Origin of the sequence: Synechococcus sp. SYN20 (assembly GCF_014279555.1) — a bacterium.
Classification (GTDB): Bacteria; Cyanobacteriota; Cyanobacteriia; order PCC-6307; family Cyanobiaceae; genus Synechococcus_C.
Map to the genome: position 1 here is coordinate 764,180 of NZ_CP047959.1, position 15,853 is coordinate 780,032.

The 15,853-nt window shown below is 48.2% G+C and carries 14 protein-coding genes and 1 pseudogene; 7 read left to right on the forward strand and 8 right to left on the reverse strand.

Annotated elements, in window-relative coordinates:
* Positions 1-64: 64 nt before the first annotated feature.
* The 4 genes from SynSYN20_RS04020 (at position 65) to SynSYN20_RS04035 (ending at position 3,449) form a co-directional block, all read left to right on the forward strand.
* Positions 65-1,567, forward strand: a complete 1,503-nt coding sequence (locus SynSYN20_RS04020; protein WP_255476412.1) for an NAD(P)H-hydrate dehydratase — start codon at positions 65-67, stop codon at positions 1,565-1,567.
* A 152-nt stretch (positions 1,568-1,719) separates the two neighbouring features.
* Positions 1,720-2,661, forward strand: a complete 942-nt coding sequence (locus SynSYN20_RS04025; RefSeq protein WP_186524826.1) for an RNA polymerase sigma factor, RpoD/SigA family — start codon at positions 1,720-1,722, stop codon at positions 2,659-2,661.
* A 216-nt stretch (positions 2,662-2,877) separates the two neighbouring features.
* Positions 2,878-3,084: a hypothetical protein gene (locus SynSYN20_RS04030; RefSeq protein WP_186525752.1), complete on the forward strand. Its 207-nt coding sequence runs from the start codon at positions 2,878-2,880 to the stop codon at positions 3,082-3,084.
* Complete coding sequence (locus SynSYN20_RS04035; RefSeq protein WP_186524827.1) at positions 3,084-3,449, forward strand: hypothetical protein; 366 nt, start codon at positions 3,084-3,086, stop codon at positions 3,447-3,449. The genes SynSYN20_RS04030 and SynSYN20_RS04035 overlap by 1 nt, the downstream gene beginning before the upstream one ends.
* Positions 3,450-4,252: 803 nt before the next feature.
* Here SynSYN20_RS04035 and SynSYN20_RS04040 read toward each other — a convergent pair.
* The 3 genes from SynSYN20_RS04040 to SynSYN20_RS04050 all read right to left on the reverse strand — a co-directional run bounded on the left by SynSYN20_RS04040 (position 4,253) and on the right by SynSYN20_RS04050 (position 6,783).
* On the reverse strand, positions 4,253-4,477 hold the full coding sequence (locus SynSYN20_RS04040) for a hypothetical protein (RefSeq protein ID WP_186524828.1): 225 nt from the start codon (positions 4,475-4,477) through the stop codon (positions 4,253-4,255).
* Between the two features lie 890 nt (positions 4,478-5,367).
* Positions 5,368-6,027: an outer membrane protein gene (locus SynSYN20_RS04045; protein WP_186524829.1), complete on the reverse strand. Its 660-nt coding sequence runs from the start codon at positions 6,025-6,027 to the stop codon at positions 5,368-5,370.
* Positions 6,028-6,564: 537 nt separating this feature from the next.
* Positions 6,565-6,783 (reverse strand): hypothetical protein, encoded by a 219-nt coding sequence (locus tag SynSYN20_RS04050; RefSeq protein WP_186524830.1) that lies wholly within the window; start codon positions 6,781-6,783, stop codon positions 6,565-6,567.
* A gap of 122 nt (positions 6,784-6,905) precedes the next feature.
* Between SynSYN20_RS04050 and SynSYN20_RS04055 the strand changes: the two genes are divergently transcribed.
* Positions 6,906-7,676 (forward strand): transposase, encoded by a 771-nt coding sequence (locus tag SynSYN20_RS04055; RefSeq protein ID WP_186524831.1) that lies wholly within the window; start codon positions 6,906-6,908, stop codon positions 7,674-7,676.
* A 296-nt stretch (positions 7,677-7,972) separates the two neighbouring features.
* Here SynSYN20_RS04055 and SynSYN20_RS04060 read toward each other — a convergent pair whose 3' ends face one another.
* Positions 7,973-8,125, reverse strand: coding sequence for a hypothetical protein (locus tag SynSYN20_RS04060; protein WP_186524832.1), 153 nt, complete (start codon positions 8,123-8,125; stop codon positions 7,973-7,975).
* A 1,712-nt stretch (positions 8,126-9,837) separates the two neighbouring features.
* Positions 9,838-10,014, reverse strand: coding sequence for a hypothetical protein (locus SynSYN20_RS04065; RefSeq protein WP_186524833.1), 177 nt, complete (start codon positions 10,012-10,014; stop codon positions 9,838-9,840).
* Between the two features lie 368 nt (positions 10,015-10,382).
* Between SynSYN20_RS04065 and SynSYN20_RS04070 the strand changes: the two genes are divergently transcribed.
* Positions 10,383-10,793: a hypothetical protein gene (locus SynSYN20_RS04070; RefSeq protein WP_186524834.1), complete on the forward strand. Its 411-nt coding sequence runs from the start codon at positions 10,383-10,385 to the stop codon at positions 10,791-10,793.
* A pseudogene (locus tag SynSYN20_RS04075) lies at positions 10,760-11,500 on the forward strand (transposase). The gene SynSYN20_RS04070 and the pseudogene SynSYN20_RS04075 overlap by 34 nt, the downstream one beginning before the upstream one ends.
* Positions 11,501-11,745: 245 nt before the next feature.
* On the opposite strand, the gene SynSYN20_RS04080 reads toward SynSYN20_RS04075, so the two are convergent.
* From SynSYN20_RS04080 to SynSYN20_RS04090, 3 genes are all read right to left on the reverse strand, one after another.
* Positions 11,746-12,705 (reverse strand): carbamoyl-phosphate synthase, encoded by a 960-nt coding sequence (locus SynSYN20_RS04080; RefSeq protein ID WP_186524835.1) that lies wholly within the window; start codon positions 12,703-12,705, stop codon positions 11,746-11,748.
* Between the two features lie 936 nt (positions 12,706-13,641).
* Entirely contained in the window at positions 13,642-14,175 is a 534-nt protein-coding gene (locus tag SynSYN20_RS04085) for a hypothetical protein (protein WP_186524836.1), read from the reverse strand.
* A gap of 684 nt (positions 14,176-14,859) precedes the next feature.
* Entirely contained in the window at positions 14,860-15,744 is an 885-nt protein-coding gene (locus SynSYN20_RS04090) for a hypothetical protein (RefSeq protein WP_186524837.1), read from the reverse strand.
* Between the last annotated feature and the right edge of the window lie 109 nt (positions 15,745-15,853).

Genomic DNA, 15,853 nt, shown 5'->3' on the forward strand with positions numbered 1-15,853 from the left:
GTCTGTTTTTGGCTTGGTCTGGCCTCCCCTAGATGCGGAGCACTGGCTGGTCAGTGCCGAACAAATGTTGGCCTTGGAGCAGGAATGGCTGGGCAGTGGTTTGCCCGTTGCCGCCTTGATGGAGGCCGTTGGCCAAGCGATGGCTGAGTGGTGTCTTCAGAGGCCAAAGCGTTTGGACCAGGGCGTATTGGTGTTGGTGGGACCTGGCCACAACGGTGGTGATGGGTTGGTGGTGGCGAGACGACTGCTGCATGCCGGAGTGGAGGTCAGGCTGTGGGCGCCGCTGCCGCTCCGTCAAGCACTCACCCAAACGCATTGGCGTCATCTCGAGTGGCTTGGCACATCAGTTTTGAAGACGGAGCCGGATCCAAGGGATTCAGGTCTCTGGGTGGAGGCTCTGTTTGGCTTGGGACAGCACCGTCCACTACTGGAAGGATTGGCGTTGTTGCTCAGCGAACGCGAGCGTGTTCAGCCCGGCCGGCTGATCAGCTTGGATGTGCCTGCGGGGATGCATTCCAACCACGGCCGGGTCGAGGCAGGCGGAGGGGCGGTGGCCTCCGACACGTTGTGCGTGGGCCTGGTGAAACGGGGGTTGGTTCAGGACGCAGCTCTGGCCAACGTGGGGCGGGTGCATCGCTTGGATCCGGGTGTCCCCTCCCAGTTGATCGAGCAACTGAGGCCAGCGGCTTTGCTGCGGGTGATGGCAAAGGATCTGGCAACCCTGCCGGTTCCCCAAGATGCGCCAACGGCGATGAAATATCAGCGCGGCCGTGTGCTGTTGGTGGCAGGAAGCGAGCGCTATCGCGGCGCAGCACTCCTGGCGGCACAAGGGGCCATGGCCAGTGGGGTGGGAAGTCTGAGAGCGGCCTTGCCTGAGGCCGTTGCTGATGCCATCTGGCAATGGATTCCTGAGTTGGTGCTGTCGGCGGGATTGCCAGCCACCGCCTCGGGGGGATTGCCCTGGGGGCCATGGCTGGCTGATGCCGATCTCTCCCGTTTGGATGCGCTGTTGCTGGGGCCTGGGATTGGTGCGTTAGACGGGCAGTGGGATGCCTGGGCAGAGCCCTTGCTGTCGTTCGAGGGGCTGCTCGTGCTCGATGCCGATGGGCTCAATGCCTTGGCCGCCTCGAAGCACGGCTGGCGCTGGCTTTGTGAGCGTGAGTTCCCAACCTGGATCACCCCGCATCCCAGCGAATTTGCAAGGCTTTTCCCTGACTTCAGCAGGCTGGAGCCGCTGGAGAGCGCGCAATCGGCTGCGGCAGAAAGCGGAGCCGTTGTCTTGCTTAAGGGGGCTCATTCGGTGATTGCCGATCCGAATGGGGTGGTGCATCAACTTGTTGACACCTCGGTGCAGGTGGCTCGCACAGGCCTGGGCGATCTGTTGGCTGGATTTGCTGTTGGCTGGGGTGCGCGCTGCTGGGCTTGCGGAGAGGAGCCGCGGGGAACAGTCCTTGCCAGCGCCGCTTTGCTCCATGCTGAGGCGTCACAAACCAGTGAAGAAGCCACGAGTGCCAGTGAGATTGGCCAAACCCTTGCTGCGCTCACCCGTCAGATTTGCGCGAATTAATAATTAAAAAATTGATGAAGTTTGAAAATGCACACAATTCAAAACGCGCAAATGTGTCGTTTTCCTTTCACGAATATGGAGGGTTTCTGAAAACATTTGGGTTTATCGTTTTTTCATAGGAAAGTCTCTCCACGCCCAAGAGACGAGTTGACATGGTTTCCTCAACAGCTCGGACCTCCGAGACCCAGAGACGCAGAAGCAGTGACCCGATTAGTTGGTACCTCTCGACGATTGGCCGAATACCACTACTGACCGCTGCTGAAGAAATTGAGCTTGGAAATCAGGTTCAGAAGTTCATGGAGCTCACGCAGGACGGCTCGGTCTCTGCTGACAGCGAGGAGTTCAGTTCCAAGGATCGACGCTTGATTCGCGTTGGTCAGCGTGCGAAGCAGAGGATGATGAAGGCCAACCTTCGTCTTGTGGTGAGCGTCGCGAAGAAATATCAAGGCAAAGGCCTTGAGCTTCTCGATCTCATCCAGGAGGGATCGCTGGGCTTGGAACGGGCTGTTGAGAAATTTGACCCAACCCGCGGCTATAAGTTTTCGACCTACGCCTTCTGGTGGATTCGCCAGAGCATGACGCGGGCAATCGCTTGTCAGTCACGCACCATTCGCCTCCCGGTGCACTTGAGCGAGCGTCTCACCACGATCCGCAAGGTGAGTTTGGATTTAGCTCACAAGCTCGGAGCGATGCCGAGTCGTCTCGAGATTTCGGAGGCGCTGGACATGCCTGTTGAGGAGCTCGACTCCTTGCTGCGCCAAGCGCTCACCACCAGCAGTCTTGATGCTCCCGTGAATGGAGAAGATGGTCGCAGCTTCCTTGGTGATTTGATTGCTGATTCTTCTGCGGAAGAACCACTCGACAAGGTTGAGCAGCGCATTCACCATGAACAACTCGGCCGCTGGTTGAGTCATCTCAGTGAGCAAGAGCAACACGTGCTCACGCTCCGTTTTGGATTAAACGGCAACGAGCGCCACACCTTGGCTCAAATTGGCCGTTTGCTCGATGTTTCGCGTGAACGCGTCCGCCAGGTGGAATTGAAGTCGCTGCGCAAGCTGCGTAATCTCACCCGCCGGATGTCTCCAACGTTCTGATGGATCGATCAGCTGCTGCTCATCAACGGATTTCATCACTTTTTGATGGATGCCTAGAACCTGAAACTGCGAGTCTTGTGGGGCTCCAGTTTCATCCCAGATGCAAGCGTTGAGGTCAAAACGGCCAAAGCCACAAACTATTATCCCGTTGTGCTCAAGTACGTACGAATAATATGAAGGTGAGTCATTCCTGCCTTCATCGCTGAGACGAAACACTTGGACGAACCCAAAAAGCCGAGCAAGCCCAGGGCTCTTTCCTATACGGAAATGATGAACGGTGGACAACAACAAATAGATAGCGCAACGCATCAGCAAGAGCTGAACCTGCAGCGACGAAGGGTCGTATTTGAGCGCTCTGTCGAGCACCTCGAGCAGTCCTTCAACACTGAAGCTCATCACATTGGTGGTGATACTGGGATCTGATGAGTGCGCTTGCTTGCCTTGTTGTCTCAGCATTTCTTGCCTACTTGATCGCTGAGTTTCGAAAGAGACGTGTCGCTAGCAAAAGCACCAAGGCTTGGCGTGAAGCTTCAGAGCTTGTTTTTGACAGAAACCTGAGGTTTCACATCAAACTGGAATACGAAACTGGAGCTGCACCAAGTAATGCGGAGGGCTATGCAGAATCGAGAGACTCTCTCGTTAGTCACTTGGCTTCGAACCTGTTGATGCTGGCGAACAGGCGGCTGGAGATCGAGCCGTCCAAGAGTGAGGCTGAGGAGTTCGTGCGTCAGCACTGTGATCTTGAGGACGACCTTATGGAAGGAATGTGGATTTCAAGGTTCGGTTGAAAGTGAATGTTTTTGTGATGAGAAATGAACTGCCCTGCCGCATCTGCTCAATGCGTGTCCCGCTACCTCCGCAGTTCAGACGGGTCAAAACTGCTATTTGCCCTAGTTGTGCTCATGAAGGGTTGGACAAAATCGTGACCATTCAGCTCTTCAAAGAGCAGATTGTTGATTCGGTCACTTCGTAATTCCTATAGGTATTCGTCAATCAATCCTGTTGCGTCAATGCAAGATGCAATGGTTTTATGATTGCTTTTAGTGCTTAAAAAGTTGAGTAGGGAAAGCCTAGATCTGGCTTGTATGGCCTTTTCCCTTTCTCTTTCCCTTTGCATTCATGTTTAACTAATTGAATCCACCGCGCATCATCGATCTTTGTCATCACTCTTGCCTCGCTCTCTAGCCTTTGTTGCTTTGGGTGATAGCTATGGACATTGATTGCATCACGTTGTGGTAGGCGTGATGCGATTTTCTCGTCATCAAGATAAGGCACTCCATTGCGACAACGGTGTTGAACTGCATGTCATCCCTCATGCTTTGGCGTGTCAATTAATTCATCAAGATCACCATTGTAAAACCCCTGGCGCATCACCAATAATTCATTTTTGATTTAGTAATAGCCATATTAATTTCTACCTTTGCATCCCCAGGTTTTAGAATTGTTTGACCAAAAAATAGCCCTTTGTCTAAGGACTTTTTGGATGGCTTCTCCTAATCTATCGAGCCTTGGACTGTTGATGTGATGAGGAGTCTTAGACATCGTTTTGATTTCACGTCCATGTTCCCTCGCTGCTTGTTTAATCTCATCTCTATCTATGGTGAGTCTCTAATGCATAAAAGAAATCTGATTCTTGCTTACATTTTTGGATGCTTGGTGAGGCGAGCTTAAAAGCATTTTTGCCAATCCTCATTAATCCAGAGATGCATCGCTTCTTTGCCGACGCTTCTTCAGGATGTCCTGTTTTCAGGTTTGTCCCGCAAACCATTTCTGCGTAGCTTTGAATCTGTGCATGCATCGAAGCGTCTGCAGTCATCGTTGAAGCAAGCCCCGATAGGCCCAGTGCTACGAAGAGAAGAGTGCGCCTCAGGCAACCAATCAAGCCATCTCCATCCACTCTTAGCCACTACGCAGCTGATTGATGCGGTTGTTTGCTTTCAATCAAAACTATTAAAGAGCTTTGAAAACTAGTGGCCATCCCCCTCGTTTATCACCAGGCCTACAGCGCACCTCTGCCGTCGAGCCATCGCTTCCCGATGGGGTGATGGCATTTAGATCTAGTGATTGCAATGGGTTTGCAGGTGTGTTGTGATCCTAAATCACAACCCAGTTCTCAACGCAGGGTCAGCTTCAAAGTGCGATCCGTAGCTAAAAAGAGATCTCTGTCGTGCTCTTGGATAGTTCTAGCCGTAGTAAGCCATAAGCCTAATAACCAAAGTCTTTAAAGCCGTGAGAAAGGCTTTTGCTCATGTCATTCTTTGCTATGTCTTAGAGAGGCATAGGGCTATGGGGGCAATAAAAGTGAGCGGCATGTATGTAAATCACCTCACAAATTTTTATTATTTTCTTGCACCACTAGCCAATCTCAAACAACTAGCGACTCACACCCAGCTGCCAAGCCATCAGCGTCATTAGCCATTAGTGACATCATCAGCTACTGAGGTAGGGCCAGCGTCATCTGGGTTTCAAGGGTCATTAGTGAGAAGCAACTACTTAAAACATTCCCCACTGCAATAGAAAACCCGCTCGTGGCGGGGCTAGTGAATATTCAGCAGGGAGATAATTGGCGACGCCTACGCCCCTGTTTTTGCCTTGCGATTGCAATATGGCTTTAATTCAAAAACCAATTAATGATGTTGGTACTAACCGCACAGGTCAACATTGCAAGATTTGATAGTTGCCTATAAATCAATTCAGAAGTAAAAATTAAAGTGCTACTCGTATCCCTAGCTGACCTCCCCAGCTACTCCAAGAAGCATTATTCCAGTCATTGAATCCATCATTCGTGCTGAAACGAGATGTAGCTCTATAAATACCTTCAGCGAAGAGTTTTGAGCTTGCTGAAACATTAACAGACATACCAGCTTTTAATTGATACCCCCATAGGGAACGATTGAATGCCTTATAAGAGAGACCTGGATCGGAAAAATTTCGTACATCTAAATTTGAATACCCTATTCCTGCGCCAAGGTATGGGGTCCAACTCTTCCTTCGAAAAATATCCCAGTATCCGCTCATGAAAGCTGATTGCTTTCGGACTTCTCCGCCTGAAATATAATCAAAATCAATACCTCTAACGTTGGTGTATCCACTCAATTGACTTGCATCGAGGGCATAAGTTGCCTCGATTCTCAAACCATCAAAATCCACCCCTAATCCTAACTCTGTAGATGCACCAGGATTTGTATATTCCTCAAAAGTTCCTGCTTCACCTGTATTGGTTCGGGTCGTTGGATTATTGGCTCCAGCCGCACCAGTGATATATAGATAGGGAAAATTTAAACTGCCATCTTCTTGAGCAATGGCAGGAAGAGAAGCAATAGAGATGGCAGAAGCCAACACCCCCAGGGAGAGACGACGCAGCATGGGGCGTTGATTAGATGCTGTAACGATGCCTTGCTTGTGCTGGTGATGCCAGCTGCAGTGGGCAGTTTCAGCTTTGCTGTCCTCACACGCTTATTCGGAAGTAATCAAAATCGATTGCAGGAGCTAGAAAGCTAGTGGCCATCCCTCTCGTTTATCACCAGGCCTACAGCGCGCCTCTGCCGTCTAGCCATCGCTTTCCGATGGGGTGATGGCATTTAGATCTAGTGATTGCAATGGGTTTGCAGGTGTGTTGTGATCCTAAATCACAACCCAGTTCTCAACGCAGGGTCAGCTTCAAAGTGCGATCCGTAGCTAAAAAGAGATCTCTGTCGTGCTCTTGGATAGTTCTAGCCGTAGTAAGCCATAAGCCTAATAACCAAAGTCTTTAAAGCCGTGAGAAAGGCTTTTGCTCATGTCATTCTTTGCTATGTCTTAGAGAGGCATAGGGCTATGGGGGCAATAAAAGTGAGCGGCATGTATGTAAATCACCTCACAAATTTTTATTATTTTCTTGCACCACTAGCCAATCTCAAACAACTAGAGACTCACACCCAGCTGCCAAGCCATCAGCCTGTCTCTCTCTTCTTCGACCAACAGGGGCACCATCCAGTCCGACTCAACCTCACCCGCTACACCCCTTCCAAGCTTTTCAATGCCAAGGGCTAGCCAACCCTTGAAGCCATCAGCGTCATTAGCTCTCAGTGCCATTAGCAGCTCCTGCAGCAGAGCCAGCGTCATTTGAGTGTTGAGGGTCATTAGTGAGAAGCGACTGCTTAGAGCATTCCCCGCTGCAATAAAAAACGCTGCTCGTTGCGGGGCTAGTGAATATTCTGTCGGGAGATCGTTAGCGACAATTCACCAATCTGGTTGTTGATTCAATGGGTCGATCATCTCGTCGGCTTCCAGCAGGTCACTCCTTTCACATCACACTCAGGTGTAATAGCCGTAAGTTTCTGATTGCCAAAGGCTTGAGAAGGGATGTGCTGCTAGCTGTGCTCGCTAAAGCCAAGCAGAAGGTGCCACACAAGTTGTATGCAGTGTGCCTGATGGCTAATCACCTGCATCTGCTTCTGCGTCCTGATGATGCAAGTGAATTGCCAAAGCTGATGCATTGGATTGGCTGGTATTCAGCCATGGCACTAAACCGCCTTTCTGGACGTTGCGGGCATTTTTGGGAGGCAAGGTATTACGCCTCTGCGATTGCACCTAAAGACCATCAAAGGGCACTAAGTACGTTGCGTTATATCCACGCCAATCCAAAGGCAGCAGGAGTAAGGAAAGGATTTTATGACCCCTATAGCAACTACGGGCACTACAGCAGATTAGAAACTGATGGCATCACCCAGTGGCATCCTGCCTTTCTGCAACTGGCACCCACACTGACGGGGTGCTCCAAGCGGTATGAGCACTTCTGCAGGAAATACCGCTGTAAATCAAAACCAATCAAAACCAGACGATGGGGCAGCAAGTTGATTGCCCGACTCAAATGCACAACAGCAAGAGCACAAGGCAACAGCAAACGCCATCGATCCTGCATTGGTCAGCAATCACTGCCACTCAACCTGCCTGCGCTGCGGGAACTACCAGAAGATTGGCAGCAGGTTGCGAGCACCTTTTCGCCATTGCAATGCACCACGCTGGGTAGATGATGACTACTTGAATAGCAGTTAGGGCACTGAATGCTGCATTGGAGCGGAGATAAACATATAAATAGACCGCCAAGCAGTTATCTTGTTACACTTATTGTCGCCATTGCTTTGCTGCGGCAACTTATCTATCTACTGGCAAAGAAAACATCAATAGCGCCCTCAACCCTGCTGCCCAATCCGTGCCAGGTAATCAACGCCTCAAATCACCGCAACTCAATAAAAAAGGATCCTTTCAGACACTTTCCGCTGACTAGTTTTTGTAGGTGTGGCGAGGTTTGAGGTACAGTTTTGGGAAGTCAGGAAAAACCGTTGCTGTCATAAAATGTCTCCACGTCAAAGAATAAGCTTTTACCCTCCGTATCTTCCGCCTCCATCAGCGAAATCTTCGGGGTGACCCACTCCAACTTCTCGTGAGTAACTAAGTCGTCGTTGCGGTCAGCAGAAGTCATAAGAAGTCAGTAGTAAGCAATCATTGGTTGTATTTTGATCCACCTTACCTCGGTTGACCAGCACCTACCGCACTCCTCAGCACTCGCTCACGCAAGACCCAACAGGGCAATGCAACTGCCGCAGAACACGTCAATCAATAATCCAGTTTCCAATCAAAAAATGCCCTCAGTCATCTCTCAAGCACTTACCAATACCTCAACATCTGACTGCCAATGCTGCAGCAACTACCAGATGAATGGCAGTACATCGCCCAGACGTTTCGCCAATGCAATGCACCTCGTTGGGTAGATGACGAATGCCTGAATAGCAGTTAGGGCACAGAATGCTGTATTGGAGGAAAAATAAACATATAAATAGACCGCCAAGCAGTTATCTTGTTACACTTATTGTCGCCATTGCTTTGCTGCGGCAACTTATCCATCTACTGGCAAATAAAACATCAGCAGCACCCTCAACCCTGCTGCCCAATCCAAAATCAGCGCCATCCGTGCCAGGTAATCAACGCCTCAAATGACCGCAACTTACTAAAAAAGGGTCTCTGCAGACCCTTTCCGATGATTGGTATTTATAGGTGTGGCGAGGTTTGAGGTAAAGTTGGTTAGGAAGGACCACTAATGAAGACCCTGTCTGGAAATGTAACTTTTTCGTTTCGTGTGTAATATTTCTTACTCTCAGTATTCTCCACCTCCATCAGCGAAATCTTTGGGGTAACCCACTCTAATTTCTCTTGAGCGGGCACTAAATCTTCGTTTAGAGCGGAAGAATGATTGATAGTCATCTATAGAACGCGCAGTTACTAATCAAACCTCATAAACGAACGGAGACACTTTGTAGGTGTATAAAATCATACAAAAACCATGAATCTGCATAGCAACGATACTTTCTAGATGTATTCAGTTATACAAAAAGGATAAATGGATGCCATTGCATCTCTTTTGTATGCATCCCAGCAGCAGCAGAACACGTCAATCAATAATCCAGTTTCCAATCAAAAAATGCCCTCAGGCATCTCTCAAGCACTTACCAATACCTCAACATCTGACTGCCAATGCTGCAGCAACTACCAGATGAATGGCAGTACATCGCCCAGACGTTTCGCCAATGCAATGCACCTCGTTGGGTAGATGACGAATGCCTGAATAGCAGTTAGGGCACAGAATGCTGTATTGGAGGAAAAATAAACATATAAATAGACCGCCAAGCAGTTATCTTGTTACACTTATTGTCGCCATTGCTTTGCTGCGGCAACTTATCTATCTACTGGCAAATAAAACATCAGCAGCGCCCTCAACCCTGCTGACCATTCCAAAATCAGCGGCAACTGTGCCAGGTAATCAACGCCTTAGATGACCGCAACTCACTAAAAAGGTTATTTACAGACCCTTTACGATGACTGGTATTTGTAGGTGTGGCAGGGTTTGCGGTAAGTGAGTTAGGAAGGACCTGCCGTGTATGGCATCCCTTCCTTCCTCATAGCGATCTATGCGTTAGCCGTATTCAACACTACCAGTGGTTTTTGTGCTCCCTGCAGTATTCTCCGCTTCCATCAGCGAAATCTTCGGGGTAACCCACTCCTACTTCTCTTGAGTGCTCATCAATTCGTTGTAAATTCATCTCGCGTTGCGGTCATCAGCAAAGGTCCTTTAGAACCTGTTGATTCAATTGATTCAATTGGGTTTTGCTGGTGCTGGATGAAGTTTTAGTTTGCTGGTCAGGAGGGGCCGGTAACAAGTGTCCCTATATAGGGAAAAGATACGGTTGCTTCGGCCTTCGCTTTTGTACCCTTGCTCATTGTCGAGTCTGCGCTCATCAGCGAAATCTTCGGCGTGACCCACTCCAGCTTCTCTTGTTGTGAAATCAAGTCGTTGTTGCGCTCAGCTGAAGTCATCAGTCAGGAAGGTACACAGCGGATAAAAGGTATAATAACCTACTTGCTGCGGTGCTGCCTCACTCTTCAGCACCTGCGGCCCACCACTCCCCATAGGTATCGCAGAGACAGTACTAAAGAGGTGCTCAGGGGGTATGCACTACTGCGTCTCAGCAGCTTGATAGGGCAAAAAACAGTCCAGCACTACGCTTTCGCCTATTTGATAGTTAGACAAGCTACATATCAAGCTGGTTTGACTACATCTGGGAGACAAGAGCTACAAACAGCTACAACCCAACACTTTCGCCGTAAATCATCAAGCACAATCCACCAGAATGACTGCAGCACAGAGCATTTAGAAACTTCTTGTGTTGGATGTTCAGCACCAAATGAAGAAACCACCCGCCCTTCGCAACAACAACGGCGTGGTGCAGGTGCGTCTTCGCCTGGATGGGCGTGACCGCTTTATCAATCGCATCGGCAGGTGGGATGACCCCGTTGCCCAAGCAAAGGCAACCGCCATCGCTGCTCAAATCTGGGCAGACCACCAACAGGGCATCTTGGATGCTTCTTTGCTGTCGTATCAACCTGCCGTCAAAGGCAAAGAAGTTGGGTTGCTCGCTGCCCTCAGCAAGAAGGCAGAAGCGACCCGCCAATCCAGCGTCATCCACGCCCACCGCCTGCTGCTTGCCTACGGCAGACCCCTCAAGCGACGGAGTGATGTAGAGGACCTCATCGCCATCTACCCGAGGGGCATTCCTTTCACATCACGCTTAGGTGTAATAGCAGAGCATTCTTGATTTCAAAACGCATTCGCCGTGATCTGCTGTTAGTAGTGCTCGCCAAAGCACAGCAGAAGGTGCCTCACAATTTGTATGGGGTGTGCCTGATGGCAAATCACATTCACCTGCTGCTGCGTCCTTTAGATGCCACACAGTTACCCAAACTGATGCATTGGGTTGGTTGGTATGCGGCAATGGCACTCAATCGCCTATCGGGGCGTTGCGGGCATTTTTGGGAGGCAAGGTATTACGCCACTGCGATTGCACCAAAAGATCACAGACGAGTGCTGAATACATTGCGCTACATCCACGCCAATCCAAAGGCAGCAGGAATCAGAAAAGGGTTTTATGACCCCTATTCCAATTACGGGCATTACGGAAGGCTGGAATGTGATGGCATCAGTGAGTGGCACCCCAGCTTTTTGCAACTGGCATCAAGCCTGAAAGGATGTTCCAGGCGATATGCACGGTTCTGCCAGTACTAGCGGCACAAAAGCAAAGGTGGCTCTAGGTGCCATTGGGGCTCAAGGATGCTGAAACGATTAGTTGAAAAAGGTAGGAGCAGTCAAAGCAGGAAGAACCGGGTCTCACCAGGACAGCAGAAATTACCCTTTGCATTTGATATTCGACTCAATCAAATTCCAGAGGAGTGGCATCAAGTTGCGGTGAGATTTAGAAGGGCAAATGGCATTCGTGATGGCGATCAAATACTCAAGCTTTGGTGATTAAGCTAGGGAATATAAATAGCTTTAGAGTAAATTAAGTCAAGGGTAGATTTGTTGTGAATACGTAAAATTATTTCTGATTAGTTCCTTCCAAATAAGCCATCAAGGCAACTTTCTACATTGCAATGGTGCCAGGTATTAAAGGCTGATTTAAGGGTTTATGGTGTTGGCTAAAGAAATAAAAAGCCCCAGCAATTGCAAGGGCTTTGGGGGTTAGGGTCATCAGAGTGGTGTGTGTTGGATTCTTAATCCGCCACGCCATTTTCATAAATCCGATAATCAATCGCCGGCCCCGAATCGTCGTGCACCTTCACATCCCGGTTGCTTGGTGTTGATGTTAGGGCATTGATTACAGGAAGTTGTTGAACTTCTTTGCGTTTTGCTGTTGTGCTTGCACCACCAAAGCGAACTTTAAGGTCTGCTGAAACTCTGGTCTCAAATGCTTCGTCGTAGGAGATATTCACGCCTGCTGTTAAGCCACTGCTGACTTCATAGGCAACTCGTCCGAGCACACCAGAACCATCAGCCGTGCCTAGATCACCATTTTGGTAGTAATACCCAACAGAAGCATTCACCACTGGAGTGATGAAGTAACCCACATCAAGCCCATAGGTGTTGAGTGAACCGCCTTGATAAACGCTGTTGAGTTGAGCTTCTTTCTCACCGACTGGAACTAAGGCATAAGCATTGAAATTCCAACTGTCTGAGACCGCTTCTGCATTGAAAGCAAGCTGCTGGAAGAACACACTGCTCTTGTCTGTGACGGATACCCCTGTATCAGCATCACCTGTATTCATCGGGCGGCTGTCATAGCCGCCGTTCAGCCCGAACATCCAGCTGCGGTCGCTATTCAGCCAGCGATAACCCAATCGCGTTGAGGTACTAATCGTTGTGCCTGCAACATCGGTGTTGATGATGCTGCTGTCATTGCCGTAATCAGCAAAGTTGGCGTTGAGCAGCACATCAGCAAAGAAGACGCTGTTGTCACCAACAGAGAGGGGCAAGAAGCCACCGATGCCTGCTTGGTTCGGCGTTCCTGCTCCTTGCAATGCGCCTTGAAAGCCAAGGGTGGGTTTGACCACGTCCTTAAGACTGATGCTCATCACACCAAGGTCATCAGCACTGCCTTCCTCTTGAGCAATGGCAGGCAGGGAAGCAAGAGAGATGGCAGAAGCCAGCAGCCCCAGGGAGAGACGACGCAGCATGAGGCGTTGATTAGATGCCGTGATAATGCCTTGCTTGTGCAGCTATTGCGAGCTGCAGTAGCCGGTTTCAGCTTTGATGCTATTCAGCAGGCAACAAAACTCTTGAATGCTCCTGCGAAGCATTGAATTCTTTCTTGAAGAAAATACTTTAACAACGCTTTAGAGCGGCTCTGAGAGGTGTTTGGGGGCGTTGTAGAGGTGCTACTTGTTTAGACGAGTAAATTTAAAGTATAATTAGTTTAATTACTTGACATTAAAAGCATGTAAAAAACTTTTAACTTTTACCCTTTCGGTAGCCACCATTGCAGGACTTACTATTAGCGCTGAAGTTGAGCCCATCGAAATAGAGTCCTTTGCAGTCTAGCAAGCTCCGATAAAGCAAGTCTATCTTTTGCTTATCACCTAGTCTAATGTCCGTGGCGTGAAATCCTCGGCTCACTCAACCTTCCTAACGCCAGACATCAATCAATGCGAGAAGGAAGGTAAAAGATGGAAGTAAATAATCATAGACGGTTCAATGGCAAGGATAAAAGCTACTATTGCGTAAAGGTTCTAAGTAATCAAAATCCTTTTAGCACCACTACTGCTTGCGGTTTCAGTGCCAGCCTTAGCCGAGGTTGATCCCAAGATCCACAAGCTTTGCATAGAGGCAAAGGATTATTCGGGATGCGTCAGATCAATGAAGGGCGAGACGATGCCAACATCGAGACAAATCAATTCACAAGGAGCGGATATTGCTGAAGGAAATCAATGTCCTTCTGGTAATTAATATATAGGAGGTGGAAATTGCCAAGCAGTTTGGTGTTTCCCCAAGCAAGGTGGTAATGATTACGACAGAACAACCAACAAAAACCCGCACTCGGCAGGCTTGAGAAGGCTCAGGTTTTAAGCGAGCTAACTGACAGTACCTTCGTTAACCCGTACTTCAACGACGAACTAGTCAATCAGTTCAATAAGGTGCGAATACGTTTCATCTTCATTGCGAGTTGTTGTAATTTGGCCCCTTGCGCCGATATATTTTCCAGTACCGCCTATCACTGCTCGAATTTGAGGATTATTTTTGTCCATTTGCGGTTTATGCCGATATGGATAGACCGATTTTCCAGAAATCACCAGCGTATCTTCGTTTCCTAGATCAAATGCCATGCTGACAATGCGTTCTTCCGAAAACTCACCTCTTTCTTTCGTTATAGCAACCAGTAATATGAACCCACTCAGTGTGCCTTTAACCCCAGCGTCTGTCGTCACTTCGGCATTAAATGTAAGCATATCGCCATTAGTTTCCCCTTTTGGGCCCAAGTCAACGTGCGCCAAATTTGGCTTCGACTGCTCAATTGTCAATTTGGATGTAACCGCATTGGCAAGGACGCTCGAGGGGGCAAGTAAACCAGATATTCCGAGGATTATTAGCAAGGGAAGGAAGAGCTGAAACGAAAAACGTGAACGAGTGGATAGCTTTTCAATGTCCATAGATTAACCAGTTTTGGGAATTATCTATTATGAACCAAATTTCCGGAAGAAGTGTGAGACAAAAAATGAACTGTTTCCAGTATGTTACCCCAATAACACGCCCGACTGAACAGGAAAAATTCATGAATAAACCCTATTGGTCTAACAATTTTTTCGGCAGTGCTCGTGCAAATGATCAACGCAATCGCTTTCGACAGTTTTGGCTGTACGTCACAAAACACACTCAACATAATGAATAACAAAGCCCGCTCATTATAAGAGCGCAAGTTAGTCTTTTTTCAAGTACTTGCTTAAGGTCATGACGTTAGTGGTAAAATAATTTTCCGGAGAACTGGCGCATTTCGACCATGAACATTGATGGCCAGCAAAACATGGAAGTGTAAAATGGGTTTTATGGGATTAATGAGGAATGATCTTACTTTAAGAGGGCCACTTAGTCGTGCATCAGTCAATAATTCATGCCCTTCGGGTGAGCCTCAGATTGGGTGGAACAGTACATGTAAAAAACCTCCTGCTAATTATGTAAAGCCATCAACGAAACAGAGAACAAATAACAGCTATGAGCGCAAGGAAAGCAAAATAAATCCTAAATACCCGTTAGGTAATTCATGCGTCGTAAGACCAAGCGAACGCAATAATTTTAATTGCCTCGAGCGTTTACCTTCGGTAGCTTGTAAAAAAAAATTAATAGAGATGTGGAAAGTTCTTCCTATGTTGAGTTAACCCATAGACAACAACAGCATCTATTTCTTCTTTGGTTGGACTATCTCCAAGTGCAGCACGACGGATCTTGTATTCACGATTGGGATCTTCTTGTGATCGTGAATGTGCTTTTAATACTCCGCTGAGATACCTCTGTGATGCGTCTGACTTGGCTTCACTATTACTTCTATGCGGATATGGGCTTGGAGCTGCTGTAGAGGCATATGAAGCAGGCTCAGGGAGCGCCGGAGGTAGCAGTGCTTCTTTTTCAATAATTGGTAATTGAGAATAATCCAATTTCTGTTGATAAAGACGCTTATTCTCCGCATCTTTTAATTCAATCTCTTTCTTCATCGTTTCGATGCGACGAAGTTCTTCAGCAGATGGGATGTCCTTGCAAAGAACAGCACCAATCATCGGATGTATTACATAGTCACTGATGACATCTGCAACAGGATCAATAAGAAGTTCAGCAGCAATACCAGCAACTGCTGTTAGTAAGTTCCCTCGCATCGTTGGCTGAAAATGAACTCCACCGCCTTTGAAGACAAGATTTGATGTTGGTACAGAAGGAGCTGCAAATCTTCCACCTGGCTTTACCTGAAGAACTTTACGATTACCAAACGCTTGTTGCTGAGCATCTCTAATCATTGACTGTTGACGTTCTGTAGCTTGACGTAAAAGGTTCCTATCTGTTGTTGGTGTTGGCTTGTCAATGAACCTTGTATTGGGGTTTGCATTCTCCCTTAGCTGTCTTGCTGTTTCTCTGCCTAAATCATTAGATAGTTGAGCACCAGAAGGTTGTTGAATTGGTCCTTGAATTAGTTCTTGTTGTGTTGCTGAGGCAGCAGAGGTTGAAGGACGCATTCCTCTGCGCCTTTGGTATTTATTTTTATGCATATAGTTTTAGTTTTGTTTGATCACCCACTCTTCAATCATTGCTTCTGCATCTTTTTGAGACACGGTAATGATTTTG